The sequence below is a fragment of the Luteimonas viscosa genome (assembly GCF_008244685.1).
Classification (GTDB): domain Bacteria; phylum Pseudomonadota; class Gammaproteobacteria; order Xanthomonadales; family Xanthomonadaceae; genus Luteimonas; species Luteimonas viscosa.
On the sequence record NZ_VTFT01000001.1, the window covers coordinates 122,836 to 146,930 of the forward strand.

At 70.1% G+C, this 24,095-nt stretch carries 27 protein-coding genes and 1 riboswitch; of the genes, 12 read left to right on the plus strand and 15 right to left on the minus strand.

The window, feature by feature from the left end; translation table 11 throughout:
• The first annotated feature begins 52 nt into the window (after nt 1–52).
• Nucleotides 53–129: riboswitch (S-adenosyl-L-homocysteine riboswitch) on the plus strand.
• 26 nt (nt 130–155) lie between these two features.
• Nucleotides 156–323, plus strand: coding sequence for an MOSC N-terminal beta barrel domain-containing protein (locus FZO89_RS18605; protein WP_222928060.1), 168 nt, complete (start codon nt 156–158; stop codon nt 321–323).
• Between the two features lie 20 nt (nt 324–343).
• Nucleotides 344–874 (plus strand): MOSC domain-containing protein, encoded by a 531-nt coding sequence (locus tag FZO89_RS00585; RefSeq protein WP_222928061.1) that lies wholly within the window; start codon nt 344–346, stop codon nt 872–874.
• 123 nt (nt 875–997) lie between these two features.
• Here the strand turns inward: FZO89_RS00585 and FZO89_RS00590 are convergent, their stop codons facing one another.
• Nucleotides 998–1,306 (minus strand): NIPSNAP family protein, encoded by a 309-nt coding sequence (locus FZO89_RS00590; RefSeq protein WP_149101444.1) that lies wholly within the window; start codon nt 1,304–1,306, stop codon nt 998–1,000.
• Between the two features lie 133 nt (nt 1,307–1,439).
• Between FZO89_RS00590 and FZO89_RS00595 the strand changes: the two genes are divergently transcribed.
• Nucleotides 1,440–2,507, plus strand: coding sequence for a hypothetical protein (locus FZO89_RS00595; protein WP_149101445.1), 1,068 nt, complete (start codon nt 1,440–1,442; stop codon nt 2,505–2,507).
• 7 nt (nt 2,508–2,514) lie between these two features.
• Here the strand turns inward: FZO89_RS00595 and FZO89_RS00600 are convergent, their stop codons facing one another.
• Nucleotides 2,515–3,225: an FMN-dependent NADH-azoreductase gene (locus tag FZO89_RS00600; protein WP_149101446.1), complete on the minus strand. Its 711-nt coding sequence runs from the start codon at nt 3,223–3,225 to the stop codon at nt 2,515–2,517.
• Nucleotides 3,226–3,345: 120 nt separating this feature from the next.
• On the opposite strand from FZO89_RS00600, the gene FZO89_RS00605 reads away from it, so the two are divergent.
• The gene (locus tag FZO89_RS00605) at nt 3,346–4,251 is read left to right on the plus strand and encodes a LysR substrate-binding domain-containing protein (protein ID WP_149101447.1); all 906 of its coding nucleotides are present in this window, start codon (nt 3,346–3,348) and stop codon (nt 4,249–4,251) included.
• A gap of 175 nt (nt 4,252–4,426) precedes the next feature.
• Here FZO89_RS00605 and FZO89_RS00610 read toward each other — a convergent pair whose 3' ends face one another.
• From FZO89_RS00610 to FZO89_RS00640, 7 genes are all read right to left on the minus strand, one after another.
• Nucleotides 4,427–5,731, minus strand: coding sequence for an extracellular catalytic domain type 1 short-chain-length polyhydroxyalkanoate depolymerase (locus tag FZO89_RS00610; protein WP_149101448.1), 1,305 nt, complete (start codon nt 5,729–5,731; stop codon nt 4,427–4,429).
• An 11-nt stretch (nt 5,732–5,742) separates the two neighbouring features.
• Entirely contained in the window at nt 5,743–6,153 is a 411-nt protein-coding gene (locus FZO89_RS00615) for a CopG family transcriptional regulator (protein WP_149101449.1), read from the minus strand.
• A 160-nt stretch (nt 6,154–6,313) separates the two neighbouring features.
• Nucleotides 6,314–7,108, minus strand: coding sequence for an EAL domain-containing protein (locus FZO89_RS00620; protein WP_149101450.1), 795 nt, complete (start codon nt 7,106–7,108; stop codon nt 6,314–6,316).
• Between the two features lie 78 nt (nt 7,109–7,186).
• Nucleotides 7,187–8,140, minus strand: coding sequence for a glutaminase (locus FZO89_RS00625; RefSeq protein WP_149101451.1), 954 nt, complete (start codon nt 8,138–8,140; stop codon nt 7,187–7,189).
• A 191-nt stretch (nt 8,141–8,331) separates the two neighbouring features.
• Nucleotides 8,332–9,093, minus strand: a complete 762-nt coding sequence (locus FZO89_RS00630; RefSeq protein ID WP_149101452.1) for an ABC transporter permease — start codon at nt 9,091–9,093, stop codon at nt 8,332–8,334.
• Nucleotides 9,090–10,031, minus strand: a complete 942-nt coding sequence (locus FZO89_RS00635; protein ID WP_149101453.1) for an ABC transporter ATP-binding protein — start codon at nt 10,029–10,031, stop codon at nt 9,090–9,092. Before FZO89_RS00635 ends, FZO89_RS00630 begins: the two co-directional genes overlap by 4 nt.
• 134 nt (nt 10,032–10,165) lie before the next feature.
• On the minus strand, nt 10,166–11,125 hold the full coding sequence (locus FZO89_RS00640; RefSeq protein WP_149101454.1) for a pseudouridine synthase: 960 nt from the start codon (nt 11,123–11,125) through the stop codon (nt 10,166–10,168).
• Nucleotides 11,126–11,321: 196 nt separating this feature from the next.
• On the opposite strand from FZO89_RS00640, the gene FZO89_RS00645 reads away from it, so the two are divergent.
• Together FZO89_RS00645 and FZO89_RS00650 are read left to right on the plus strand one after the other, a co-directional pair.
• Nucleotides 11,322–12,125 (plus strand): alpha/beta fold hydrolase, encoded by an 804-nt coding sequence (locus FZO89_RS00645; RefSeq protein WP_149101455.1) that lies wholly within the window; start codon nt 11,322–11,324, stop codon nt 12,123–12,125.
• Between the two features lie 75 nt (nt 12,126–12,200).
• Nucleotides 12,201–12,635 carry a GFA family protein gene (locus FZO89_RS00650; protein ID WP_149101456.1) on the plus strand — a complete coding sequence of 145 codons (435 nt, stop codon included), beginning with the start codon at nt 12,201–12,203 and terminating at the stop codon, nt 12,633–12,635.
• 153 nt (nt 12,636–12,788) lie between these two features.
• Here the strand turns inward: FZO89_RS00650 and FZO89_RS00655 are convergent, their stop codons facing one another.
• Together FZO89_RS00655 and FZO89_RS00660 are read right to left on the minus strand one after the other, a co-directional pair.
• The gene (locus FZO89_RS00655; protein WP_149101457.1) at nt 12,789–13,550 is read right to left on the minus strand and encodes a hypothetical protein; all 762 of its coding nucleotides are present in this window, start codon (nt 13,548–13,550) and stop codon (nt 12,789–12,791) included.
• 115 nt (nt 13,551–13,665) lie between these two features.
• Entirely contained in the window at nt 13,666–14,142 is a 477-nt protein-coding gene (locus FZO89_RS00660) for a YehS family protein (RefSeq protein WP_149101458.1), read from the minus strand.
• Nucleotides 14,143–14,370: 228 nt separating this feature from the next.
• Here FZO89_RS00660 and FZO89_RS00665 point away from each other — a divergent pair, with 228 nt between their 5' ends.
• From FZO89_RS00665 to FZO89_RS00680, 4 genes are all read left to right on the plus strand, one after another.
• Entirely contained in the window at nt 14,371–15,273 is a 903-nt protein-coding gene (locus tag FZO89_RS00665) for an SDR family NAD(P)-dependent oxidoreductase (RefSeq protein ID WP_187470987.1), read from the plus strand.
• Nucleotides 15,274–15,936: 663 nt separating this feature from the next.
• The gene (locus tag FZO89_RS00670) at nt 15,937–16,365 is read left to right on the plus strand and encodes a helix-turn-helix transcriptional regulator (RefSeq protein WP_222928063.1); all 429 of its coding nucleotides are present in this window, start codon (nt 15,937–15,939) and stop codon (nt 16,363–16,365) included.
• Entirely contained in the window at nt 16,362–16,772 is a 411-nt protein-coding gene (locus FZO89_RS00675; RefSeq protein WP_149101461.1) for a VOC family protein, read from the plus strand. Before FZO89_RS00670 ends, FZO89_RS00675 begins: the two co-directional genes overlap by 4 nt.
• Nucleotides 16,769–16,972 carry a hypothetical protein gene (locus tag FZO89_RS00680; protein WP_149101462.1) on the plus strand — a complete coding sequence of 68 codons (204 nt, stop codon included), beginning with the start codon at nt 16,769–16,771 and terminating at the stop codon, nt 16,970–16,972. Before FZO89_RS00675 ends, FZO89_RS00680 begins: the two co-directional genes overlap by 4 nt.
• 64 nt (nt 16,973–17,036) lie before the next feature.
• Here the strand turns inward: FZO89_RS00680 and FZO89_RS00685 are convergent, their stop codons facing one another.
• Both FZO89_RS00685 and gntA read right to left on the minus strand, forming a co-directional pair.
• Nucleotides 17,037–17,648: a DUF1989 domain-containing protein gene (locus FZO89_RS00685; protein WP_149101463.1), complete on the minus strand. Its 612-nt coding sequence runs from the start codon at nt 17,646–17,648 to the stop codon at nt 17,037–17,039.
• A complete protein-coding gene (gene gntA, locus FZO89_RS00690) occupies nt 17,645–18,352 on the minus strand; it encodes a guanitoxin biosynthesis heme-dependent pre-guanitoxin N-hydroxylase GntA (protein WP_149101464.1) in 708 nt (235 codons plus the stop codon). Before gntA ends, FZO89_RS00685 begins: the two co-directional genes overlap by 4 nt.
• A gap of 375 nt (nt 18,353–18,727) precedes the next feature.
• On the opposite strand from gntA, the gene FZO89_RS00695 reads away from it, so the two are divergent.
• Complete coding sequence (locus FZO89_RS00695; RefSeq protein ID WP_149101465.1) at nt 18,728–20,089, plus strand: M14 family zinc carboxypeptidase; 1,362 nt, start codon at nt 18,728–18,730, stop codon at nt 20,087–20,089.
• Nucleotides 20,090–20,226: 137 nt separating this feature from the next.
• Here FZO89_RS00695 and FZO89_RS00700 read toward each other — a convergent pair whose 3' ends face one another.
• Entirely contained in the window at nt 20,227–20,739 is a 513-nt protein-coding gene (locus FZO89_RS00700; RefSeq protein ID WP_149101466.1) for a Rid family hydrolase, read from the minus strand.
• Nucleotides 20,740–21,044: 305 nt separating this feature from the next.
• Here FZO89_RS00700 and FZO89_RS00705 point away from each other — a divergent pair, with 305 nt between their 5' ends.
• Nucleotides 21,045–21,905, plus strand: coding sequence for a sensor domain-containing diguanylate cyclase (locus tag FZO89_RS00705; protein ID WP_149101467.1), 861 nt, complete (start codon nt 21,045–21,047; stop codon nt 21,903–21,905).
• A 90-nt stretch (nt 21,906–21,995) separates the two neighbouring features.
• Here FZO89_RS00705 and FZO89_RS00710 read toward each other — a convergent pair whose 3' ends face one another.
• Complete coding sequence (locus tag FZO89_RS00710; protein WP_187470988.1) at nt 21,996–23,948, minus strand: putative bifunctional diguanylate cyclase/phosphodiesterase; 1,953 nt, start codon at nt 23,946–23,948, stop codon at nt 21,996–21,998.
• Nucleotides 23,949–24,095: the final 147 nt, after the last annotated feature.

Below are 24,095 nucleotides of genomic sequence, written 5' to 3' on the forward strand. Positions count from 1 at the left end.
TGCTGTGCTGCGCGCGTTATCTCCGTCGCGCTGCCGCCGGCAGCGTGGACCCTCCGTCGAGGGGCGCTGCAGCGGATTCCGATCCGTCACGCTCGACGCTGGCCCGGATGGCAAGGGCGCCTCTTTGCGAAAGAGGATGCGCGATGCATGGCTCCATGAACTGCAGGTCTGTCGGCCGCGTGGTCGGCTTGTGGCGTTACCCGGTGAAGTCGATGGCGGCCGAGGCCCTGCCGGAGGTCGACGTGAGTTGGCACGGATTCGCCGGGGACCGGCGCTGGGCGTTCGTGCGCGATGGCGTGGCACACAGCGGGTTCCCTGGCTGACGCTGCGCGAACGCGCCGACATGAACCACTATCGGCCGTCGTTCGCCGATCCGGAGCGCCCGGACAAGTCGCGGACCGTCGTGCGGACGCCGGCGGGCGCGACGTTCGACGTTACCGACCCCGCGCTCGCGGCGGAGCTGCACCCGGACGGCGCCCGGATGATCCGCCAGGATCGCGGCGTGTTCGACAGCTTCCCGCTCTCGCTCGTCACGAGCGGCACGATCTCGCGGCTCGCAGAGGCGGTGGGTACGCCGCTCGAGGTGGGGCGATTCCGGCCGAACATCCTGGTGGAAGCGACCGATGGCCAGCCGTTCGCCGAGGACGACTGGCTGGGCTGCGTGCTGCACGTGGGCGCCATGCGCATGCGCGTGGACAAGCGCGATGGCCGCTGCGTCGTCATCACCATCGACCCGGTGACGGGCGAGCGCAACCCGGCGATCCTGCGCACGGTCGCGCGCGAGCGCCAAGGCTGCCTCGGCGTCTACGCCTCGACCGTGACGCCGGGGCGCATCGCGCTCGGCGATCCGGTGCTGGTCGAGTCTCCGGCCTGAGCGCGTTGCGACGTCCGGCGCCGTCCGGCGCCGCCCTCGTCCCGCACCCCGGTGCGCGGGTACCGAAACCTCGCGCTCGCGCAGAGGCATGCCGTGCGCCCACGCCGCCGCGCCGTCGTCGACTCAGTCTTCGAGCAGCGGCCGCATGAAGGTCCGCTCGTAGCGCAGCACGCAACCCGACTCGTCCCGGATCCTGTCGGCGGCAAGGAACTCGGGGTCGTGGCCGAAGCGCGCGCGGTAGCGCTCGTAGCTGGCGAGGCTGTCGAAGCTGAAAAGCGCCAGCGCCTTGTCACTGGCGCCCTCGCCGGGCAGGAAGTAGCCGTGATGGCGGCCGCCATGCAGGTTCACCAGCCGTACCCATTCCCGGGCGAAGCGTTCGAACGCCTCGGTCTTCGCCGGATCGATGGTGTAGTGGATCACGCAGGTGATCATCGTGTGGCCGAACGGTCGTCGCGGGGATGTCGCCAGTCTAGCGTCGCCTGGCCTGCGCCAGCGCCTGCACTCGTTGTCCGCAGGAACCGGCCCGCGGAGTGACGGCGTGCGAAATTCGAGACGATGGCGACTGGTGGGCGTCCTCGCCTGCGTGCTGGGCGGCGCCATGTCGGCGCTGGCCTGGTCCCTGCCCGATGGCGCCATTCCGCAGGCTCCGCACGGCGCGCTGGTCGCGGTCGGCCTGACCGCCGCACTGCTCGGGCTGGTGTTCGCCGTTCTCGCGCACCGGACCGCGCGGGCCGGATCCCGGCTGGTGCGCGGGATCGGCGAACTGGCGCGCTGGCGCGTGGATGCCGCCGACTGGCAGGCCTTCGTCGAAGCCGAGCGCGCCGCGCCGACGGATGCCGCCGGGCGGCGCAACGAACTCTCGCTGCCCGCGCACGTGCCGGCCGAGGGGGTCGGGATCATCGTCGGCGAGGATGCCATCGACATCGGCGGCAGCATCCACCTGCTGCCGCGCCATGGCGCGCCGGAAGTCCTCGAGGCGGAAATGCGCGCTGCCGGCGCCGGCCCGGCCGTCGCCGAACTGCACCTGCGCCACCCGCCCAGCCGGGGTCGCAACGGGCGCCTGAATCCGCCGCTGCACAGCCGGCTGACCTTTCCCGTGGCGCCGGGTGCGTGGCGTGATGCGCGACGTGCGATCGGCCGCTATTCGCTCGGTCGTCCGGGCAAGGCCAGCCTGGTGCACGGCCCAGGCGACGGCAGCGATCCGGAGGATCTCAGCCGCTGCGGCCGCTGTCGCTACTGCACCCACCGCTATGCCAGCACCTGCCCCGAATGCGGCGGCGGCATGATCTCGCGCCGGTGGATCCGGCGCCTGGGCGCGGTCCTGGTCGTGCTCGGTGCCGTACTGGCGGTGGGCATGACCGTGCTGCTGGCCAGACTCGCGCCGATGCTCGCCAATCCGGGAGTCGAAATCGAGCGCATGCGCTTCAGCGGATCCCCGGCCCAGGCGGTGCTGGTGTGGGCCGTGCTGGGCGCGGTGTGGGTGTTCGGCACCACCATCACCGCGCAGGGCGCCTTCCAGATGGCGACCGGACGGCGCGACCTGCGCGTGCTGCTCGCCCTGGCCGGCATTGCGACCCTGGCGTGCGGGGCGATGGGAGTCGTCCTGTCGCTGCGCGACGGCGGGCAGTCCTGACCGGTGTTCAGGCCGGGAGCGGTTCGGCCGGCACGGCAGGCGCGTCGATCTCCGCCAGCAAGGTATCGACCAGCCGGTCGACGTTCGTCTCGGCCTCCGCCACCGACGCGGCCAGGCGTCCGCCGCCGAACTCTTCGTTCTCGATCGCGATGCCGCGCAGGTCGTGGATGCCGATGAATCCGAGCGCGGTGCGCAGGTGCGGGTCGAGGTGGTTCATGTGCGCCAGCGGCCCGCCCGCGTCCATGCCGAAGCCACCGCGCGACGACAGCAGCACCACGCGCCGCGGCCGGTCGGCCAGCAGGGGCACGTAAGGATCCTCCTCGCGCGAAGGATCGAACACCACGGTCCGACCGATGCGCACGATCGCGTCGATCCATGCCTTCAGCGGGGCGGGCATGCCGAAGTTGTACAGCGGCGCGCCGATCACCAGCAGGTCGCTGCCGATCACTTCGTCGACCATCGCATCGCTTTCGGCCAGGCGTTCGATCATCCACGGCTCGCGACGGTTGCGCGGGGTGAATTCCGCCCGGATCCAGTCGTGGTCGACCAGTCGTGGCGGCGCGGCACCCAGATCCCGGTAGCGGACCGGATCGTGCGGGCGCGCGGCACGCCAGCGGGCGATGAAACGATGGCTCAGCGCGCGCGTATGCGAGCCGTGCGGGTCGATGCCACGCCGGCCCGGGCGGGCGCTGGCGTCGAGATGCAGGAGGTGGGTCATGGGGGCTCCTCGTTCGGGTTAGGATCATTCACGCATCGATCCGGGTCAGGTCACGCTAGGACCCATTCGATGAGCTGACAAACGATCTTTTCTTCCAGAATGAGTGAGGAATATTTGCTCATGAACCGTCGCCTGCCCTCGCTGTCCGCACTGCGCGCCTTCGAGGCCGTCGCCCGGTTGGGCAGCGCCAAGCGCGCGGCCGGGGAGCTGTCCGTCACCCCGGCGGCGATCAGCCACCAGATCCGGCAACTGGAAGGCGAGCTGGGCCTGGCGCTGTTCGTTCGCAGGCCGCGGCAGCTGCTGCCGACGCCACAGGGACAGGAACTGCAGCGCAGCCTCACCGGCGCCTTCGGTGCGATGGCGGCCGCGGTCGAGCGCGTGCGCGCGCCGCAGCGGCGCAGCCTGACCCTGAGCACCACGCCGGCGGTGGCCTCGCGCTGGCTGGTGCCGCGCCTGCCGCAGTTGCGCGAGGCCTGTCCCGGACTGGACCTGCGCATCCACGTCTCGCACGAACCGGTGGCGCTCGACGGCATCGAGGCCGATGCGGCGATCCGCTACGGCAGCGGCCACTGGCCCGGCCTGATCGCCTACAGGCTGTTCGCCAACGTATTCGCGCCTGTGTGCAGCCCTACCCTGGCGTTGCGCGAGCCGCGCGAGATGACGCGCCACACGCTGCTGCACTTCGCCCCGCCGGGAGCGCGCAGCGCGCCGGTCGACTGGCCCGCCTGGCAACGCCGCGCACGCGTGCCAGGCCTCGATGCCGGGATCGGGCCGGTGTTCTCCGACGAAACCCACACCATCTCCGCCGCGCTGGCCGGCCAGGGCGTGGCATTGATGAGCCTGGCCCTGGTCGCCGACGAACTGGCGATCGGCTCGCTGGTGCAGCCGTTCGGCCCGCAGTTGCAGGCCGAGCCGTTCCACCTGGTGCATCCGGAGGACGGGCGCGAGGACTGCTGGCTGACGACCCTGCGCGACTGGATCCTCGGGCTGCCGCAACCCGGGTTGCAGTCGCAAGCCGCGCGTTGAGCGGACGGGATCGACAGGCCGGGCCGGACGCGGGAGATTGCCTGGCACGGGCGCGCCCCGCCAGGCAAGGAAGCATGCGGACACCGGGCCGAGGCATCGCGACCGTGGGATCCCGGCTCGGCACGCAGCCCGGCAGCGCCTGCGCGGACCGCGAGTAGATCGTTCTACCCCTACTTCAACCTGCGGCGTGCCTGCAGCCGTCGAAGAACCGCAGCATCTGTGCCGAGGCATCGGGTCCTTGCGGATCGGTGTAACTCCCGGCCGCATCGCCGCCGGACCAGGCATGTCCGGAGCCGTGGACGATCCAGTGTTCGGCCGCGATGCGGCCGTCCGCGGTGCGGTGGAGGGTGCGGGTCGAACTGCGCCCGCCTGGTGTGCCGTCGCGCTCGACGGTGCTGGACGTGGCAGCGTGAGCGGCCCCACCGGCGCTGCCCAGGCTCTGTTCGACCACGCCCTGGCCATTGCCCGGATGCACGGTGGTGTCGCTGTCGCCGTGGAAGACGATCGCCGGCACCAGGGGACGGCGCGCCGCGGACGCGCCTCGCCGCGAGACGCCGCCCTTGCGCATGGCGGCGAACGCCGAAGGCACGTCGCTGGCCAGGCCGATCGGCAGGCCGGAGTGCACGCCGATGGCGGCATAGACGTCCGGGTGGGTGCTGGCGAGCACCGCGGCCATCGCGCCCCCCGCGGACAGGCCGGCCACGTACACGCGATTCGCGTCGAGCCGGTGGCTGGCGACCAGGTGCCGGGTGAGTGCGGCAAGCATCGCCGGTTCGCCCTGCCCGCGTTGCTGGTCGCTGCCGCGGAACCAGTTCCAGCACCGGTTCTGGTTGCGCTCGGCCGACTGCGCGGGCCAGGCGACGACGTAGCCGTGCACGTCCGCGAGCTGGTTCATGCGCGTGCCGCGGGCGAAATCCGCGGGCGTCTGGGTGCAGCCGTGCAGCATCACCAGCAATGGCGCGCCAGCCGGGTCGAGCCCCGGGGGGATGTGCAGCCCGTACTGCAGGTCGCCCGCTTCGCAGGAGAATCGGTGCATCGGCAGGCCACCGGTCCGGACCTCGCCGCGCCGCGAGGACCGGAAGGCAGGCTGCCCGCCGGCGCCGGGCGGCATGGTCACGGCGCGTTGCCACAAGCCCGAAAGCGTCGCCGTCGCGCCGCGGGCATCAGCGGCAGCCGTGGTGGCGCGCGCGTCCTCGCGGTGATCGGCTTCGCGGCGGGGATCGCGTGCGGTACCTGTGTCGGTATCGGCATCGCGGCGCGCGTCGGCGGAGGACGCCCTGCCACTCCCGATCACGCGGAACTCGCCCTCGAGGGTCGCGCCCGGCGCGTCCCCGTTCTGCCGCACGTCCGGCCCGGACGCTGCCGCCGTCGCGCCGACATCGCCGCCGAGCGCCTGCTGGAGGGTGCGCGTGGCGGCGTGCAGGTCGCCTTCCTGCATCTGGCGCATCGCGCGGAGCATGGTGTCGTTGCCGGGTTTCATTGAATTCCTGGTCAGTGGATGCGGCCGGCCAATGCGGCCTTGACCTGCGGGCTTGCCTGGAGCACGCCGAGCACGGCGATCGACTCGATCGCCTCGCGTGCCAGGTCCGGGGTGACGTCTTCCGCGATCCGCACCAGTCCCAGGGCCTGGATCCGCAGGCGCTCGCCGGCATCTCGCGCGGCCTCCAGTTCGGGGCGGCCGTAATCCTGCAGGCCGACCACCAGCGTGCGGCGCGCCAGCGTGTTGCGCAGCGCATCGCCATGCGTCGCAAGCTGGTTGCGGATGGCGGTGCGGATCAGGTCGGTGCGGTTGGAATAGAAGCCTTCCTGCACCAGCAGGTCGATCTGGCCCAGGTCGACGACGCCGAGGTTGATGGTGATCTTCTCGCTGTCGGCAAGGGCGCGCGGGCGGGGCTCGGCCATGGACTGGATCCGGCGGATGGTAGAGGCCATCCTAACACCATCCATATGGATGGTGTGAAACCGTACCTGGCCGTCGCCGGACAGCGAAGCAACGGGACGCCAGCCGTTCGGGGAGGCATGGTCTCTGATCCTGGAAAGGCTGGCCGGCTCTCCGCAGCGGCTATCCCGCCAGGCCCGCCCAAGTCGCATCGGGCACCGTGTCCAACCGTTCCAGGGCCGGCCTGCCGAACAGATAGCCCTGGAACAGGTCGATGCCGATCTCCCGCAGGGTCCGGTACTCGGCCGCCGTCTCGACGCCCTCGGCCAGCAGCGTCGAGCCGATGCCGCTGGCGATCCTGGCAACGCCCGCGACGATGGCCTGGCGTACGGAATCGGCGTCGATGCCGCGGACCAGGCCCATGTCGAGCTTGATCAGGTCCGGCTGGAACGCGGTCAGGCTGGGCAGGCCGGCGTAGCCCGCGCCGAAGTCGTCGATCGCGGTCTGGAAACCGCGGCTGCGGTAGTCGCGGAAGATGCGCGCGACATGCGCCTGGTCGCGGATTTCCTCGGACTCCGCGGCTTCGAAGACCAGGTGCTCGGTCGGAAAGCCGCTCATCTGCGCCGCGAGCAGGGTCAGCCGGATGCAGGTGGCGGGCTCGTACACCGCGTTCGGGAAGAAATTGATGAACAGCCGCTGCCGCAGGCCCAGTTCCGCCGCGGTGACGATCGCCTTGACCCGGCAGGTCTGGTCGAAACGGTACAACTGCTCGGGCTCCACCCGCGCCAGCACCTCGCCCGCCCCGCCTCCTTCGGCGGTGCGCACCAGGGCTTCATAGCCGTAGATGGACCGGTCCCGGGCGTCGACCACGGGCTGGAACGCCATCCGGATATCGAAATCCAGGCGCTGGTCGCCCCGGCAGTTCGCACAAGGCCGCGGATCCGGCGTCTGTTCCCCGAAAAACCGCTGCAAGAACATGCAAGCCTCCCGATGCTGCGATGTGCCCGTATTGCGACGATAACGGCACGGCCGGGCGAACCTGTGCGATGCCTGCCATCAGAACACCGACAACCCCGTCATCCGGGTGAAGCGGTGCAGCGCATAGCGCCCGAGCAGCGAATTGCCCTTCTCGTCCAGCCCCGGCGACCACACGCTAAGGCCCATCACGTGCGGCACCACCGCGACGATGCCGCCGCCCACCCCGCTCTTGGCGGGCAGCCCGACGTAGAACGCGAAGTCGCCCGCCGCATCGTAGGTGCCCGCGGTCATCATCAGCGAATTGATGCGCGTCGCGCCCTCCGCCGTGGTCACCTGCACGTCCGACGACGCGCAATGGCCGGCATCGGCCAGGTAGCGCACGCTGCGCGCCAGATCCACGCAGTCCATCCGCAGCGAACACTGCAGGTAGTAGAAATCCAGGACATCCTGCACGTCGTTGTCCATGTTGCCGAAGCTGCGGATGAAGTTGGCCACGGCCACGTTGCGGTAGCCGCTCTCGCGCTCGGACCTGGCCACCACTTCGTCCGTGCCCACGTCTGGATTGCCCGAGCGGGCACGCATGAAGGCCAGCAGCGTCGCCTCCGCATCCTCGAAATTCGACAGGATCACGTCGGCGGAGATCAAGGCGCCGGCGTTCATGAAGGGATTGCGCGGGATCCCCTTCTCGTACTCCAGCTGCACCAGGGAGTTGAACGGATCGCCGGACGGCTCGCGATCGACCCGCTTCCACAGCTCCTCGCCGATCGCCTCCAGCGCCAGCGTCAGCGTGTACACCTTGGACACGCTCTGGATCGAGAAGCGCTCGCGCGAATGGCCCGCTTCGTGGACCGCGCCGTCCGGCAAGGCCAGGGCGATGCCGAAGCGGTCCCTGGGCACGTCGGCCAGCGAGGGGATGTAGTCGGCGACCTTGCCTTCGCCGAAACGCTGCCGCACCTCCTCGTCGATGGTGCCGAGGATATCGTCCAGGTCGTGGCGGCCGAGGTCGTGCGGATTGTGCGGGGGCTTGCGCATGCGGGGTCCGTGGACGGAGCAGGCACACCTTATGCGGCGGCCCGTAAGGCTGCGTCACGCCGCAACCCCCATGAATCGCCTGTTGCGCACCACCCGCTCACTCGATCCGGATCCGCAGCCGGACCGGATCGCCGCTTTGCGCCATCGCGGTCGAAGGCGGGCGCGGACCCACCCGGTTACCGCCGGCGGACTCAGGCCTTGAGCTTCCAGCCGGTCCTGAAGATCCACCACACCGCGCCCAGGCACAGCGCGAGGAAGCCCAGGATCGCCGCCATGCTGATGCCCACGCCGACGTCGGAGACCCCGTAGAAACTCCAGCGGAAGCCGCTGATCAGGTACACCACGGGATTGAACAGGGTGATCTTCTGCCAGACCGGCGGCAGCATGCTGATCGAGTAGAACGCGCCGCCCAGGAAGGTCAGCGGGGTCACGATCATCAGCGGGATCACCTGCAGCTTCTGGAAGTCGTCGGCCCACAGCCCGATGATGAAACCGAACAGGCTGAAGGTGACCGCGGTCAGCAGCAGGAAGGCCAGCATCCACAGCGGATGCGCGATCTCGTAGGGCACGAACACGCGCGCCGTCACCAGGATCAGCACGCCCAGCATCAGCGACTTGGTCGCCGCCGCGCCGACGTAGCCGATCACCACCTCGACGTACGACACCGGCGCGGAGAGCAGTTCGTAGATCGTGCCCGCCCACTTGGGCATGTAGATCCCGAACGAGGCGTTGGAGATGCTCTCGTTCAACAGCGACAGCATGATCAGGCCGGGGATGATGAACGCCCCGTACGAAACGCCGTCGATCTCGCCCATGCGCGAGCCGATGGCCGCGCCGAACACCACGAAGTACAGCGAGGTCGACAGCACCGGCGAGGCGATCGACTGGGTGATGGTGCGGAAGGTGCGCGCCATCTCGAAACGGTAGATCGCGCGGATCGCGTGCCAGTTCATGCGCGTGCCTCCCGGCCGCCGGCGTGCACCAGGCCCACGAAGATCTCCTCCAGCGAGCTCTCGCTCGAATGCAGGTCCTTGAAGTCGATCCCCAGCTCGCCCAGCCGCCGCAGCAGCGCGGCGATCCCGGTCTGGTCGGTCTGCGAATCGAAGGTGTAGACCAGGGTGCGGCCCTCGTCGGCCAGCTCCAGCGCCAGCGTGGACAGCTCCCCGGGGATCCGCTCCAGCGGCTCCTGCAGCGCGAGGGTCAGCTGCTTCTTGCCCAGCTTGCGCATCAGCACGTGCTTGTCCTCCACCAGCACCAGCTCGCCCTTGTCGATCACGCCGATGCGGTCGGCCATCTCCTCGGCTTCCTCGATGTAGTGCGTGGTCAGGATGATGGTCACCCCGCTCTCGCGCAGCTTGCGCACCATCTCCCACATGTCGCGGCGCAGCTCCACGTCGACGCCCGCGGTGGGTTCGTCCAGGAACAGGATGGCCGGTTCGTGCGACAGCGCCTTGGCGATCAGCACCCGGCGCTTCATGCCTCCGGACAGGGTCATGATCTTGCTGTCCTTCTTGTCCCACAGCGACAGGTCGCGCAGCACCTTCTCCAGGTACGCCGGGTCCGGCGCCTTGCCGAACAGGCCGCGGCTGAACTTCACCGTGGCCCACACCGTCTCGAACGCGTCGGTCGACAGTTCCTGCGGCACCAGGCCGATCTTCGCCCGCGCGGCGCGGTAGTCGCGCACGATGTCGTGGCCGTCGGCGGTCACCGTGCCCTCGCTCGGGTTGACGATGCCGCAGACGATGCTGATCAGGGTGGTCTTGCCGGCGCCGTTGGGCCCGAGCAGCGCGAGGATCTCGCCCTTGCGGATCTCCAGGTCGACCGACTTGAGGGCCTGGAAACCCGACCGGTACGTCTTGCTGAGGTTCTGGATCGAAATGATGGAAGACACGGCAATCCTGCGGTGACGCGTGAACGAGGCGGGGATCGTACCGGACTGTCGGCGGCGGCAGTGTCCCGTAACCGGGAGTCTGCATCCCGACCTGTCCGTTCCTGTCCGCAATCTTGACCTGGGGCCATTGGCCCCTATTGCGGCGGCATGGCCGCGACCGCGAAATCCGGCGCCGCCACGAAACGTCGGGGCGCTGCGTCGAGCGGATCGTCGAAGGCCAGCGCGTGGGCGAACAGTTGCAGCGGTCGGCGGTGCTCGTCCGGCCCGGGGTCCTGCAACGCCGGATAGAATCGGTCGTGCAGGATCGGCGCGCCCAGCGCCGCCATGTGCACCCGCAACTGGTGCTTGCGCCCGGTGACCGCTTCCAGGCGGTAGGTCCAGGCGTGTTCGCCGCGCGCGACCACCTCGATCAGTGTCTCGCTGTCGGGCGCGCCCGGCACCTCGCGCATGCGGAAGAACGGCTCGCCGCGCGCCAGCCGGCTGCGGTGCACGTGCGGAAACGCCAGATCGGGCAATGGCGGCGCGAGGGCCAGGTAATGCTTGCGGATGCGCCGCTCGCGGAACAGCGCCGAATAGGCCGCGCGACTGCCGGGATCGGCCGAGAACATCACCAGTCCGGCCGTCTCGCGGTCGATCCGGTGCAGCGGTACCAGCGAGGGATTCCCGAGGCGGCGGACCAGTCGCGTCAGCAGCGTCTCGCGCACGTACGCGCCCGTCGGCGCCACCGGCAGGAAGTGCGGCTTGCAGGCCACCACCAGGTGCGCGTCGGCGTGGATCACGGTCTCGGCGAACGGGATGTCGGGCTCGTCCGCCACCTCCCGGAAATACCGGACCTCGGCGCCCACGCGGTACGCGGTCGAGACATCGAGCGCGCGCCCGTCGCCGTCCAGCACGCGGCCGCGCGCGAAGCGGTCGCGCCAGGTGGCCTCGTCCACGCGCGGGAAGTGCGCGCACAGGGCTTCGAGCACGGTCGCCCAGGGCCCGGGCGGCAGTTGCAGGCGGCTGGGCGGCGGCGGATCGACGTTGGTCGGGATCGCTCGTTCCCCGGATAGCGTGTGTGTCCGGTCCGGACGGACCGGGTTGGTGCCGGGCATGGTACGGAGCCTGCGCATGCGCCGTCGACCTGACGTTACGCCGGCAGGCTGCGGCTTTCGCTTGCGCCGACGAACGATTCCCTGCCGGCATGTCGCCATCGCATTACGGAATCGCAGCCGGTTTCCCCGCCGCGGCGTCCATCGCGCATGGCACCCTGTCGCGGAATCCGCCTCCTGCCAAGTTTGCGAGACCGCCATGAACCCGTTCCCACACCGCGTCATCGCGACGCTCCTCGGCGCCATGCTGCTCGCTTGCGTCGCCGCTCCTCTGCTCGCCGCCGAAAAGCAGACCTTCGTGCTCGTCCATGGCGCCACCGCCGGCGGCTGGGAATGGAAGCGCACCGGCCAGTTCCTGACCGATGACGGGCATACGGTCTACCGCCCCACCCTCACGGGCCTGGGCGAGCGCGAGCACCTCAACAGCGCCGACATCGACCTGCAGACCCATATCGACGACGTGGTCAACCTGATCCTGTTCGAGGACCTGCACGACGTGGTGCTCACCGGCCACAGCTACGGCGGCATGGTGGTCACCGGCGTCATGGACCGGATCCCCGGGCGGCTGCGCCATGTGGTGTTCCTCGACGCCGCCGTGCCGGAAGACGGCCAGTCGATCTGGGACCTGTTCGGCAACGATTCGCCGCCCGATCCGGAGCGCTTCAGGGACGGCTTCATGCAGGTGCCGTGGGTCGAGCCCGGCGCGAAGCCGCCGTACAACGTCAAGCAGTCGATCAAGTGCTTCAACCAGCCGGTGTCCTACCGCAATCCCGCCGCGCTGGCACTGCCGGTGACCTATGTCGCCTTCGTGCCGAAGGACCAGTCCGCGGAGCAGCGTGCGAAGACCGACAGGAGCTGGCAGAACGCGCAGGCCCGCGGCTGGACCATCCGCACCTTCCCCGGCGGGCACGTCGCGCAGCAGGAAGACCCGCGCGGCGTGGCGTCGCTGATCGCCGCTTCGGTGGCCGATCGCAACGCCACGCCAGCACCTGCCGGGGAATAGACTCGACGGCCCTGCCTCCCGCACGATGCGATCGCCTGCCGCACCCGCGGCTCTCCCCCGGACAGGAAACACGCCATGTCGCTCCCGGAACAGGACTCGAGTACCGACGTGTTGTCCGGCCGGTGCCACTGCGGCAATGCGGGCTGGCGCATGTCGGGCGACCCGGGACCGGTCACGGCCTGCAACTGCACCCTGTGCCGCCGCTACGGGGCGCTGTGGGCCTACGACTACGAGCATGAACGCATCGCCATCGACGGCGACACCCGTATCTACACCCGCGTGGCCAAGGCCGACCCCGCGCTCGAGATCCACTTCTGCCCCGCCTGCGCCTGCGTGGTGTGCTGGCGCGGCTTGCGGTTGCATGAAGGCGGGCGACGCCGGATGGCGGTCAACGTGCGGCTGGCCGATCCCGACGCGGTCGCGCATCTGCCGATCGACCATTTCGATGGCCTCGACAGCTTCGACGACCTGCCCCCCGACGGTCGCTGCGTGCGGGACATGTGGTTCTAGCGGGCATCGGGCCTGCCGCAGGTTGTCATGCCGCTCGCCCCGGTCGAAGCCGGCGCGATGAATCCGCCGAGGGCATGGCGCGGGCCGTGCAGGGGTTCCTGGGCGACATGCTTGCGGCCTGCCAGCCGGGCTCCGGTTGCCTTCGCCGCATCCCTAGCCGTGGCGTGCCCGGTGACCGTCGAGCGTGCGCGTCACGCGGCGCAGCGCCGACGCCATTTCCCGCGCGAAGCCGCCGTCCCCGAGCTCCCGCACGGCCGAGTGCGCAGCGCACACGATGCGCGTTCCGGACCAGCGCGATGCCAGCATCCGCGCCCACGCGGCATACGCATCGGCCGCGCCGGCTTCCGGCTTGAGCGCACGCGACAGCAAGGGGTGCATGCGCAGCGACGACTGCGGGAGCAGTGGGCGCAGCAGGCCCGGCGCCGCCAGAACGTTGAGCGTGTCGTCGACGTGCACGATGCCGTCGCTTCGATGCCGGACCAGCACCGAAGCGACGTGCACGCGCTCGTCCGCACACACGAAATCCACGCCGTCCGGCACGGACAGATCGAACACGTCGACGAGCGGATGATCCTCGCCCCAGGCCTCCACCGGGGGTCCCGTCCAGGGCAGCGACGACAACCGCCTGCGATGGCGCGCGGTGCCGTACAGGGTGGCGTCCGGGAACAACCGCCGTGTCGACTCCACGTGCAGGGTGTGGAACGGGTGCACGTGGACCACGGCCGCCACGCGTTCGCCATTTCCGGTGAGCGCCAGCAGCGCATCGCGCTGCGCGTCGTCGAGCGCGCAGCCATCGATGACCACGAAGCGGCCATCGGCACGCCGCGCCAGCGACATCTGGGTCCCGATGTCGAGCACGCCGCCGACCCGGTGCACGCCACGGATGTTCCAGAAGGTGTCGGAGAGCTGCCTCATCGGCGACAGCTTAGGCAGGCGCCGTGAAAGCCGGGGGAAGACCGCGCGTCGGCGTCGTCCGGCGGGTTGCGTCGCCACGCATGTGCGGCGACGCCTGGCGACGCGTGCCGCCCCCTCAGGCCTGTGCGCCGCGCAGGCGCAACGTCAGTCCCTTCAGGAGATTGCGCAGCAGCTGGTCGCCGCAGGCACGGAAGTTGCGGTGCCCGGCCTGGCGGAAAAGCGCAGAGAGCTCCGGCTTGGTCACCGGAAAGCCCGCGTCAGCGAAGATCGCGTGCATGTCGCTGTCGGTGAGCTCGAACGCCACCCGCAGCTTCTTCAGCACCACGTTGTTGCTGATGCGCTTCTCGACCGGCCTGGCGGGCCTGCGCTCCTCGCGCCCGCGCAGGTGCACGATCAGCCCGTCGAGCAAGTGCGCGAGCACCTCGTCGCGGCAGGGCACGTATCCGGGCTCGTCCTCCTTCAGCAGCATCGCGCGCACCTCGTCCCTGTCCAGGACGAACGCGGGGCTTGCCAGTGCGGCGATGTCGATCACCTTCTGGTCGCTCAGGTCGAGCATGTAGCGGATGCTGCGCAGGACGTCGTTGTTGATCATCGATCCGACAGGCGGCTGGGAATGCAGCGCAGTCTAACGTCCACGATCGCGATCGGGCATCCGGCCACGGCCCCGCTGCCGATCCGGCCCCTTGTGCGGCGCTTCCCGGCCAACCAGTCGCTCCCTGCTTCCTCCGATGCAGGGAGCCGGACGTCGCCGCAGTCCCGGGCACGTGAACCACGCCCTGCGATCGCCTATGCTGTTCCCCTGCCCTGGCGGAGAACTGCCATGCGAATCCTGTCGGCCGTATTCGCCCTGTCTTTCCTGCTCGCGCTGGCGCCGGCGCATGCACAGGATTCCGAAGCGCCGCTTTCCTACGCCGGCAAGACCGCACTGGTGACAGGATCCACCGACGGACTCGGTCGCGAACTTGCGCTGGCGCTTGCGGCCGACGGCGCACATGTCATCGTCCATGGCCGCAATGCGCAGCGTGGCCAGGACGTGGTCGACGAGATCACGCGGTCGGAAAAGGGCTCGGCACGCTTCGTCGCCGCCGATTTCTCGTCCCTGCAGGCCGTGCGCGAGTTCGCGGACATCATCGCCAAGCAACATCCCAGGCTGGACCTGCTGGTGAACAATGCCGGCATCGCCATCCGCCAGGCGCCGCGGCGCAGCGCCAATGAAGACGGCCACGAACTGCAGTTCGTCGTCAACTATCTCGCCGGCTGGATCCTCGCGAACCGCCTGCTGCCGAACCTGCAGGCCGCGGCGCCGTCGCGGGTCGTCAACGTCTCCTCGATCAGCGCACACGCGATCGATTTCGACGACGTCATGCTGGAGAAGCCCGACGCCCACCAGCGTGGCTACGGGCAGAGCAAGCTGGCGCAGGTCATGATGACCATGGAGCTCGCACCCGCGTTCGCCGCACGCGGAGTCACCATGATCTCCCTGCACCCGGCGACGCTGATGGACACCACCATGGTCAGGGGCATCGGCGTCCCCGCCCGCACCACCGTCGCCGAAGGACGCGACCACGTGATGGGCCTGGTCACCGCGCCCTCGCTCCGGCCTGGCGCCTTCTACGTGGAAGGGAAACCGGCCACGCCCTTCGACCCACAGGCAAGCGACCCCGAAGCGCGTGCGCGCCTGGTCGAGCTGAGCGCCGAACTGACCGGCATCGCCGCGCCGTAGGGCGGGCCTGAAGCCAGCCAGCTCGCGGGGATCAGGGTCGTGCAGGTGGCGGCGGAGCAATGCGCCCGGTCCGCTTTCGTTCGCATTGGGGAGCTGCCGGGCTGGATCCTGTCGGGGCGGTTGTTTGGCGAGGCACGGCGATTTCGCCGGTTGCAGCTTCACGGCTCCGCTCGATCGTCCGGCCATCGCCCAGCGAGATCGCCACATGCGCACTGGACGGCTTCCCCGCAGCGCTTTCCGGCTGCGGTGCCTTCGAGGCTTCGGGCCGTGCGCTTTCCTGGGCCGGGACGGCTGACGAGGCCAGGGCCAGCAGCACCACTGCACGTTCGATCGAGATCCTCATGAGGTCCTTCCTCGCTGTGAACCCTGCCCGCACCCTTGCACGGGCCTGTTACCACCACAACGATGCGCGGCGTCCCTCGCGGACAGGCAACGTCGCGAATGCCGTCGACCCGCCGGCGCATCCACGTGCGCACGCGCCGGCCGTCGTCGCTGTCGTGACCGGAAGGCGGACGCGCCTCCATAGAAACGGATGCAAACTACACGCCGATGCGCAGGCCCTGCCCCCCATCCGCTGCTGACGCCTCCGCGGCCGATCCCGCACAAGCGCGCGCAAGCCGGGACCCCCGGCTGCTGCGCCGCCTGTTGCGCGCGAAGGACCGGATGGACGCCGCCTCGCACGAGGCCTGGCCGGTACACAGGCTGGCGCAGGTGAGCGGCGTGTCCGAGGCGCACTTCGCGCGATCGTTCAAGGATGCCTTCGGCGTACCGCCGCATCGTTACCTGCTCACGCGGCGGATCGAGCGGGCCACGACCCTGCTGCGCGACACCGACCTGCCGATCACCGACATCGCCTTCCAGACCGGCTGGCAAAGCCTGGGCACCTTCGGCCGCACCTTCCGCGACATCACCGGCGAGAGCCCGGGCGAACTGCGCGCACGGCAGCAGGCGGCGGCGCATCCGCTGGACCGGGTGCCGCCTTGCTACCTCGCCGCGGCCCAGCGCCCCGCCCTCACCACCGCAGTTTCGGAGAAGCGGCGCGGGCAGGCGGCCGATAGCATCCCCGCGTCCAAACGACCGGAGGTCACATGAGCAAGGGAATCGGGGTAGTCGGGCTGTACGTCCGCGACCAGGAGGAGGCGTTGAAGTTCTATGTCGAGGCGCTCGGGTTCCGCGTCCACACGGACGCGCGCAACGGCGACTACCGCTGGCTGACGGTGCAGCATCCGCAACAGCCGTCGTTCCAGCTCGGCCTGTTCCTGCCGGGGCCGCCGGTGCACGATGCGGCCACCGCACAGGCGTTGCAGGAAATCGTCGCCAAGGGCGCCATGCCGCCGCTGGTCCTGCACGTGGACGACTGTCGCGGCGACTATGCGCGCCTGCGTGCGCTCGGGGTCGAGTTCACCCAGGAGCCGGTCGACCGCTACGGCAACGTGGACGCCACCTTCCGCGATCCGTCCGGCAACGGCTGGAAGATGATCCAGGCGGCAGCGCGATGAATGCGTGGATCCGGCAGGCGCACCGCTGGCTGTCGATCGGCTTCACCTCGACGGTCATCGCCAACTTCGTCGCCATGGCCTTCGGCGAACCGCCCGCCTGGGTGGTCTATTCGCCATTGCCGCCGCTGTTCCTGCTGATGGCCAGCGGCCTGTACATGTTCGTGCTGCCGTATGCACCGAGGCTGCGTCACAGGCGTTGAACAGCCGGAGCGCCGGCGCCACCGGAGATGGGCGCATCCTGCGCCAGCGTCGGCACAGCCAGTTTCATCCTGACGGCGCGCGTTCCACCCGGAAGTCGATCGGTTTGTAGCTGAAGTTGTTCGACTGTCCCGCCGAGCACGCCGTCATCGCGACCACGAGCGGCATTTCGGCACGCAGGCGGATGAAGTCTCCGGGTCCGCTCAGCGGCGGCAGCACGGCTACCTTGCCGGTCTCGCCGTCCACGGTGACGTTCATGAAGATGTTGAAGGCGATCGGGATGCGGTCGCGGCCGATGCCCCAGGGCGCCAGCGCCGCGGCGAGGTTGCCCTCGCAGCCGGGCCTCCCCTCTACTTCCCCATACAGACGCTCGAACATCTCCTTGGAACACGGCGTCAGGGTGAAATCGTGGCGGCCGCAGGTGTCCTCGAGGATGGTGAACATCGCGCGGCTGCGGTTGGAGTACAGCAAGTCGCCGCGCGTCAGCCACAGCTTCGACGCATAGTCGATCGAGCGCCCGGACGACAGGTATTCATTCGTGTCATCGCGCGAGAACGCGGTGAGATCGCTCACCTGCTGGCCCATCGGGTCGATGACCACCAGTTCGTCTCCGGTATCGAGCTCCACGGCGCGCCCGGAGCATGGCGCGATGCGTTCGACCGCTGGCGCTGCGCTCATCGCGGCTTCCTGACATGGAACGGGCACGTCCACCCGGCCTCGACCTCGCGACCGCTGTACTGCCTGGTCTCGGGCGCGGTGCCGAAGTCGGCCAGGTTCGGATTGAGCGACCCCTGCAGGGCGAGATCGCGCGCACGCGTCGCCGCCTGCATCTTCGCGTAGCGGCCGTCCTGGCGCAGGCGGTCGAACTGGCGATGCGAGTTGAACACCATCGCCGGCCAGTCGAACCTCCGCGCCAGCCGGGAGGCGCCCGGATGCAGGCCGATCACGAAGAACGGGTGGCCCGCCAGGCTGAGGCTGAAGCGCGGATCGTCGGGATCGCGGCTCACGTCCGCCGCCCACGCGGTTCCGCGGCCCGCATCCACGTCGTGCAGGCGCTGCAGCTGCGACCAGAGCATCGCCTCGAAACGGCGCTCGTCCGCATCCGTCGGCCCGTCGAACAGGGCCACGAAGGAATGGACCGTCGTATCGTCTTCCGGCGCGTCGTCGATGCCGGCTGCGAACTCCACCAGCGCATCGAGCAGCGGCACGTCGTTGGCGCGATGGCCCAGCCGGGCGAATTCCTGCGTCTGGATCGCATCGCGTGCCAGGGCCGCCTTCGATCCCACGCACGGAAAGGCGGGATCGTCGACGAAGGACAGGAAGCGGGAAGACATTTCGCCGCCGGCGGATTGCGCCGGTCGTTTGACTGCAGAAGTTTTCATGTCGCCTACCCTACCGGCGACATCGCCATGACCATGTGTACGTGATTCGCGAGCAGCGCGCCCGCACGCGACTTCCAGCGTGCGCGGTCAGGGACGGTTCACCGCTTTGCGGAGGGCGACAGGCCTCACGCCACCGGCTCGCGCGCAAGCGAAGGAAAGCAGCGCGCAGCGACGCGTTCCACGTGCGCATCGAACTGAACAAGCTGAACACACCCGCCCGCTTCGCGATTCATTGCACGCATACCCGTAGCCCGGGTAAGCGAAGCGCACCCGGGGGCGCTGTGCGCCCCCTGCCCGCGCCGCGTCCTCGCACCCGTTTGACAAGGACAGAGCCGCTTCGGAGCATGCGACGTTCCGCCACGGAGCATCGCCACCATGCGTCGACTTCTCGCACTTTCGCTGTCGCTGTTGCCATTGCTGTGGCCGGCCGTGTCCGATGCCCGCGACACGCAGGCGACTCCGGACCCCGGTGCCGTGGCCCTGCCGCCCGCACCGGCCTGGCTCGGGACGCTCGATGCGCTGTACGACCAGCGCATCCGGGTCGCTGGGCTGGAAGACCGCCGCTTCGCGCCGGAGCACTGGTGGTCCGTCGCCGGTCCGCTGGCGGACGAGGCCGGCGGTTTCGACACCGAAGTGGTGGGCCGCAGCGTCGAGGGGCGCCCCTTGCGCCACGTGTCGTGGGGCCGCGGCGACACGCGCGTGCTGCTGTGGTCGCAGATGCACGGCGACGAGAGCACCGCGTCGATGTCGATCGCCGACCTGTTCCGCTTCCTCGGCGAGCATCCGCGCCACCCGCTGGTGCAGCGGCTGCGCCAGCGCACCACCCTGCACTTCCTGCCGGTGATGAATCCCGACGGTGCGGCGCGCTTCCAGCGCCGCAACGCGCAGGGCATCGACATCAACCGCGACGCGCGTGCGCTGGCCACGCCCGAAGGGCGCGCCCTGCACGACCTGCGCGAGCGGATCGAGCCCCACTTCGGCTTCAACCTGCACGACCAGGACGTCGGTACCCGGGTCGGCGACACCAGCCGCGGCACCGCCATCGCGCTGCTCGCCCCGCCGGCCAACGCCGCCCGCGAGGTGGATGCGTCGCGGGCGCGCGCCATGGAAGTGTCGGTCGCGATCCGCGCCGTGCTCGAGCCCTACATCGCCGGATACATCGCCAGGTGGGACGACACCTTCAATCCGCGCGCGTTCGGCGACCTCACCGCCCGGGCCGGCGTGTCCACCATCCTGATCGAGTCCGGCGGCATCGAGGGCGACCTGCAGAAGCAGCAACTGCGCAAGCTCAACTTCCTTGCCCTCGTCGGCGCGCTCGACGCCATCGCCACCGGTGCGCACGCGGGCCTGCCGCGCGCCGCGTACGAGCAACTGCCCGAGAACGGGCGCGACTGGGCGGACCTGCGCGTCGAGGGCGGCACCCTGGTCCTGCCCGGCACGCCCCCGGCCAGGGCGGACCTGCTGATCGGGTTCGACGACCCGCTGCTGGAGCGCGGCGGTACGATCCTCGACATCGGCGACCTTGCCGACAGTCACGCACGCAGGACGATCGACGCCGCCGGCCTGTACATCGTGCCGGTCGCCGTGCAGGGCGCGGGCGCGAACGCGGAATACCGGAAACTCGCCCGGCACGCGCCGGCCCATTTCCATCTCAGCCGTGACCCGCAGGGCCGCGACATCGTGTGGACGCTGGCGGGCGACGTGGATCCATCGAAGCGCAGCCCCCGGGGCGAGTGAGGCACGCGAAGCCCCGACGCCTGGAGGCCGGGCCCGGCACAGGCTGCGCCTGCATTGGATGCACGGCCTTGCCAGCGGGCCGCGCCCGCGGAACGTCACGAATCGACCACCGGCGTGGTGGTCGATGCCTTGCGCGCTCAGTGATCCGGAAGTGGGACGTCCGCCCTGGGTGCGCGCCCCGAGCCGATGATCGCGACCGCACGCAGCTCGACCACCGCGCCCTCGGCCAGCAACGCCGACGTCCCGACCGCGCTCCACGCCGGATAGTGCGACGGGAAGTATTCGTGGTGGATCGGCCCGAACTTCGCGAACTCGGCCTGGAAGCCCTCGGCATCGGTCGGCCCGGTGTGGAAGCTGGTCAGCTCCACCACGTCCGCCAGGCTGCTGCCCGCCAGTTCCAGGTGCCGCTTGAGCGACTCGAACATCCGCCGCACCTTGTCTTCATACGTGCCCGGCCCCGCCGCCGGGATCCCCGAGACGATCACCATGTCCTTCACCTTGACGACCGGCGTGTAGTGCCACGCGTGGTACGCGCGTTCCGCACCGGGCGGCACGAGGTGCTCACGGGTCGGCACCTCGTCCCCGGCACGCGCGGATGCGGCGGAGGACAGGAGCACGGCCAGCAGGCACGCGTCGCGAAGCTTCCTCATCACGCACTCCGGAGGTCGAGGGCCCCCATGCTGGCGAACGCCGGCACCCGCAGGCAAGCTGCCGTTGGTCATGGGCGATCCCTGTCGGGCCAGCGGCCCAGGGCCGGCACGGCGGGCTGCCCGGGCAAGGGCTGCCGCGCCCCCGCGCTTCGCGGGGGGCATACGCGCCACGGACCGGAATCCGCCCGGTCGATCCGGGTGCGCAGGCGCGTCGACCGGAAGGCCGACCGTCCGTTCCAGCCCCCGCGCGCGGACCCTGTCATGCTGTTCGCGACCTGTTTTCCAGCGCAACCGCCTGCCGAACGATGAATCCGACCCTGCCGCCGCTTGCGGATGTACTCGACCTGCTGCCCGATGCCGTCTGCGTGGTCGACGAGGACGGCCGCTACCTGTACGTGAGCGCCAGCTTCGAGCGCATCCTCGGCTATCGCCCCGCGGAAGTGCTGGGCCGGCAGGCCTTCGAGTTCGTCCACCCGGAGGATCGCCAGGACACCATGCGCCAGGCCGCGGAGGTCACCGCCGGGGCGATCCAGCGCCACTTCCGCAACCGCTACGTGCACAAGCTCGGCCACGTGGTGGACATGCAATGGTCGGCCTGCTGGCATCCGGACCATCGCGTGCGCATCGGCGTGGGTCGCGAAGCCACCGAGTTGCGGCGCGTCGAAGAGGAACTGGAGCATCTCGCCAGCCACGACACGCTGACCGGGCTGCCCAACCGCCACCATCTGCAGCAGGCGCTGACGCGCGCGCTCTCGCATGCGCGTGCGACCGGTGACCGGCTCGCGCTGCTCTACGTGGACCTGGACGGCTTCAAGGCGGCCAACGACCTGGGCGGCCACGACGCCGGCGACCGCCTGCTGCAGGACGTCGCCGGCCGGCTGAAGCAGGGCCTGCGACATGGCGACGTGGCGGCACGGGTGGGCGGCGACGAGTTCGTGGTGCTGCTGCCCGGATGCAGGGACGCCGCTGCCGCCCGCCGTGTCGCCGAGGGCCTGCGTGCCAGGCTGCGCCAGGTCGACCGCGTGGCGGAGCGTCCGTTCCAGCTCGATGCCAGCGTGGGCGTGGCCTGCTTTCCCGGCGATGGCGAGGATGCCGCCAGCCTGCTCGCCCACGCCGACCAGGCGATGTATGCCGTCAAGCGCGGGCCACCGGACGGGGAACGATGAGCGCGACGGCGCGCCGCCTGCCCGGAGCGCGCGCGATCGGAGGCGGGCCCGCGGACATCGGGAAGGGCCGCGTGCCGGGCGCCGCCGGCGTTACGGAACCGGGCTGGCGTCCTGACCGTCGGGAGCCGGTTCCGGATCGGACGCAGGGCCCGCGGAAGCCGGTCGCGAACCGATCACGCCACACAGCGCCGGGTTCGGCAACGCCCTGCCGTAGAGCCAGCCCTGCATCCGGTGCACGCCCGCCGCCAGCAGCGCCGCCTGCTGCTCCGGCGTCTCCACGCCCTCGGCGATCACCTCGATGCCGAACGCCGCGGCGAGGTTGACGATCGCCTGGACGATGGCGCGGTCGCCCTTGTTCTCGAGCATGCCCTGCACGAAGCTGCCGTCGATCTTGAGCGCATCGACCGGCAGGCACTTGAGGTAGACCAGCGACGCATAGCCGGTGCCGAAGTCGTCGATCGCCACCTGCACGCCGGTCTCGCGCAGCGGCCGCAGCAGCTCGAGCGCGCGGTCGACGTCGCGCATCAGGGTGGTTTCGGTCAGTTCCAGGCTCAGGCGGGCCGGATCCAGCCCCGACGCATCGAGCGCCGCCCGCACATCCTCCACCAGGCCGGATTCGTCGAACTGGCGGGCCGAGACGTTCACCCGCACCGTGACCTCGTGTCCGTCGGCGTTGCGCGGCCATGCCACGGCGTCCAGGCAGGCCTGGCGCAACACCCAGCGTCCGACGTCCAGCATCAGCCGCGACGGCTCCAGCACGCCGATGAACTCGCCCGCGACCCGCAGTTCGCCGCCCACGCGCCAGCGCAGCAGCGACTCGGCCGCGACCCAGCGACCGCTGTGGGCGTCGAACTCGGGCTGGTAGTGCAGTTCGAACTCGCCATTGGCGAAGCCATCGCGCAATGCGCGTTCCAGGCGCAAGCCTTCCACCAGCGCCGCGTGGTGCTCCGCGTCGTACATCGCATAGCCGAACCGCCCCGCGGCGCGCGCCCGGGCGGCCGCTTCCTCGCCCTGCTGCAGCAGGGCGGGCGCGTCCAGCGCCGACCCGCGGTCGGCCACGGCGATGCCCACGGCCACGCCGGGATCGACGTCCGTATGCTGCCAGTCCATCGATTCGACCGTCGCCAGCACCGCTTCGGCCAGGCGGATGACGGAGCGCTTCGACGGATTCGCGCCGACCAGGAAGGTGAATCCATCCGAGCCTGTCCGCGCGAGCTCGGTGTCCGTGCCCATCAGCGAACGCAACTGCCGTGCGATGCGGCCCAGCACGTCGTCCACGGTCGGGGCGCCGGCCGACCAGGCGACGCCGCCGCTCACGTCCACCTGCACGTTCACCACCGCCAGCACTTGCTCCCGGCGCAGTGGCGTGGCCAGCAGGCGCTGCCGGATCAGCTCGGTGAGGTAGGCGCGGTTGGGCAGGCCGGTGGCGGCATCGTGCAGGCGCAGGTGTTCCACCTCGGCCTCGGCGCGGCGACGGCGCGCGATCTCGAACGCCATCGCCACGTAGTCGCCCATGCTGGCGGCGAACACGGTTTCCGCGCCGGACCAGTTGCGCACGCGCAGGATGCTCTCGTGGCAGATCACGCCCTGCAGCTCGCCGCCGACGAACGCCGGCGCCTCGAGCATCCCTTGGATGCGATGGCGCTGCAGGTAGTCGCGCAGGGCCAGGTGCGAGCGCGCCATCTCCGCGCCGTCGTCCATCTCGGCCACCTCGAGCACGCGCATGTCGTCGAGCGAGGCGAGGTAACCGTCGCCGTCCAGCGACAGCATCTCCAGCGGCTGTACTGGAAGGTGCGACCCCGAGATGGCATCGAAGGCATGCAGGCAGCGCAGCCGGCCGTCGGCGGCCTCGTAGTTCCAGACGCTGACGCGCTCGATCTGCAGCGCGTCCGCGGCGGTCTCGCAGATCGCCGCAATCGCCGTTCTGAACGTGCACTCCGGGCTCCATACCTGCCGCGTCAGCGCGACCAGCGCACGCGTGAAGCGTTCGCTGGCGGAGGCGTCGCCCGTCGAAGGTGCGGGAGGCAGGACAGTCCTGGACATCTGCAACGACATCACGACACCTGTAGTCGAGGCGCGGCGGGCACCTCTCCACGACTGTGCCACGGCCTCCGACGCAGACCATACTCCGAATCACGACAAGCACGGTGACGGCCGGGCCTGCGGGCGGCCCTGACCGATGCGACGGCC

What these genes read in the sequence shown, in the direction of transcription:
- FZO89_RS18605 (WP_222928060.1), top strand. Translation starts at nt 156, where the DNA reads ATGAACTGCAGGTCTGTCGGCCGCGTGGTCGGCTTGTGGCGTTACCCG.
- FZO89_RS00585 (WP_222928061.1), top strand. Translation starts at nt 344, where the DNA reads ATGAACCACTATCGGCCGTCGTTCGCCGATCCGGAGCGCCCGGACAAG.
- FZO89_RS00590 (WP_149101444.1), bottom strand. Translation starts at nt 1,306, where the DNA reads ATGATCACCTGCGTGATCCACTACACCATCGATCCGGCGAAGACCGAG.
- FZO89_RS00600 (WP_149101446.1), bottom strand. Translation starts at nt 3,225, where the DNA reads ATGACCCACCTCCTGCATCTCGACGCCAGCGCCCGCCCGGGCCGGCGT.
- FZO89_RS00605 (WP_149101447.1), top strand. Translation starts at nt 3,346, where the DNA reads ATGAACCGTCGCCTGCCCTCGCTGTCCGCACTGCGCGCCTTCGAGGCC.
- FZO89_RS00610 (WP_149101448.1), bottom strand. Translation starts at nt 5,731, where the DNA reads ATGAAACCCGGCAACGACACCATGCTCCGCGCGATGCGCCAGATGCAG.
- FZO89_RS00615 (WP_149101449.1), bottom strand. Translation starts at nt 6,153, where the DNA reads ATGGCCGAGCCCCGCCCGCGCGCCCTTGCCGACAGCGAGAAGATCACC.
- FZO89_RS00620 (WP_149101450.1), bottom strand. Translation starts at nt 7,108, where the DNA reads ATGTTCTTGCAGCGGTTTTTCGGGGAACAGACGCCGGATCCGCGGCCT.
- FZO89_RS00625 (WP_149101451.1), bottom strand. Translation starts at nt 8,140, where the DNA reads ATGCGCAAGCCCCCGCACAATCCGCACGACCTCGGCCGCCACGACCTG.
- FZO89_RS00630 (WP_149101452.1), bottom strand. Translation starts at nt 9,093, where the DNA reads ATGAACTGGCACGCGATCCGCGCGATCTACCGTTTCGAGATGGCGCGC.
- FZO89_RS00640 (WP_149101454.1), bottom strand. Translation starts at nt 11,125, where the DNA reads ATGCCCGGCACCAACCCGGTCCGTCCGGACCGGACACACACGCTATCC.
- FZO89_RS00645 (WP_149101455.1), top strand. Translation starts at nt 11,322, where the DNA reads ATGAACCCGTTCCCACACCGCGTCATCGCGACGCTCCTCGGCGCCATG.
- FZO89_RS00650 (WP_149101456.1), top strand. Translation starts at nt 12,201, where the DNA reads ATGTCGCTCCCGGAACAGGACTCGAGTACCGACGTGTTGTCCGGCCGG.
- FZO89_RS00655 (WP_149101457.1), bottom strand. Translation starts at nt 13,550, where the DNA reads ATGAGGCAGCTCTCCGACACCTTCTGGAACATCCGTGGCGTGCACCGG.
- FZO89_RS00660 (WP_149101458.1), bottom strand. Translation starts at nt 14,142, where the DNA reads ATGATCAACAACGACGTCCTGCGCAGCATCCGCTACATGCTCGACCTG.
- FZO89_RS00665 (WP_187470987.1), top strand. Translation starts at nt 14,371, where the DNA reads ATGCGAATCCTGTCGGCCGTATTCGCCCTGTCTTTCCTGCTCGCGCTG.
- FZO89_RS00670 (WP_222928063.1), top strand. Translation starts at nt 15,937, where the DNA reads ATGGACGCCGCCTCGCACGAGGCCTGGCCGGTACACAGGCTGGCGCAG.
- FZO89_RS00675 (WP_149101461.1), top strand. Translation starts at nt 16,362, where the DNA reads ATGAGCAAGGGAATCGGGGTAGTCGGGCTGTACGTCCGCGACCAGGAG.
- FZO89_RS00680 (WP_149101462.1), top strand. Translation starts at nt 16,769, where the DNA reads ATGAATGCGTGGATCCGGCAGGCGCACCGCTGGCTGTCGATCGGCTTC.
- FZO89_RS00685 (WP_149101463.1), bottom strand. Translation starts at nt 17,648, where the DNA reads ATGAGCGCAGCGCCAGCGGTCGAACGCATCGCGCCATGCTCCGGGCGC.
- gntA (WP_149101464.1), bottom strand. Translation starts at nt 18,352, where the DNA reads ATGAAAACTTCTGCAGTCAAACGACCGGCGCAATCCGCCGGCGGCGAA.
- FZO89_RS00695 (WP_149101465.1), top strand. Translation starts at nt 18,728, where the DNA reads ATGCGTCGACTTCTCGCACTTTCGCTGTCGCTGTTGCCATTGCTGTGG.
- FZO89_RS00700 (WP_149101466.1), bottom strand. Translation starts at nt 20,739, where the DNA reads ATGAGGAAGCTTCGCGACGCGTGCCTGCTGGCCGTGCTCCTGTCCTCC.
- FZO89_RS00705 (WP_149101467.1), top strand. Translation starts at nt 21,045, where the DNA reads ATGAATCCGACCCTGCCGCCGCTTGCGGATGTACTCGACCTGCTGCCC.
- FZO89_RS00710 (WP_187470988.1), bottom strand. Translation starts at nt 23,948, where the DNA reads ATGTCCAGGACTGTCCTGCCTCCCGCACCTTCGACGGGCGACGCCTCC.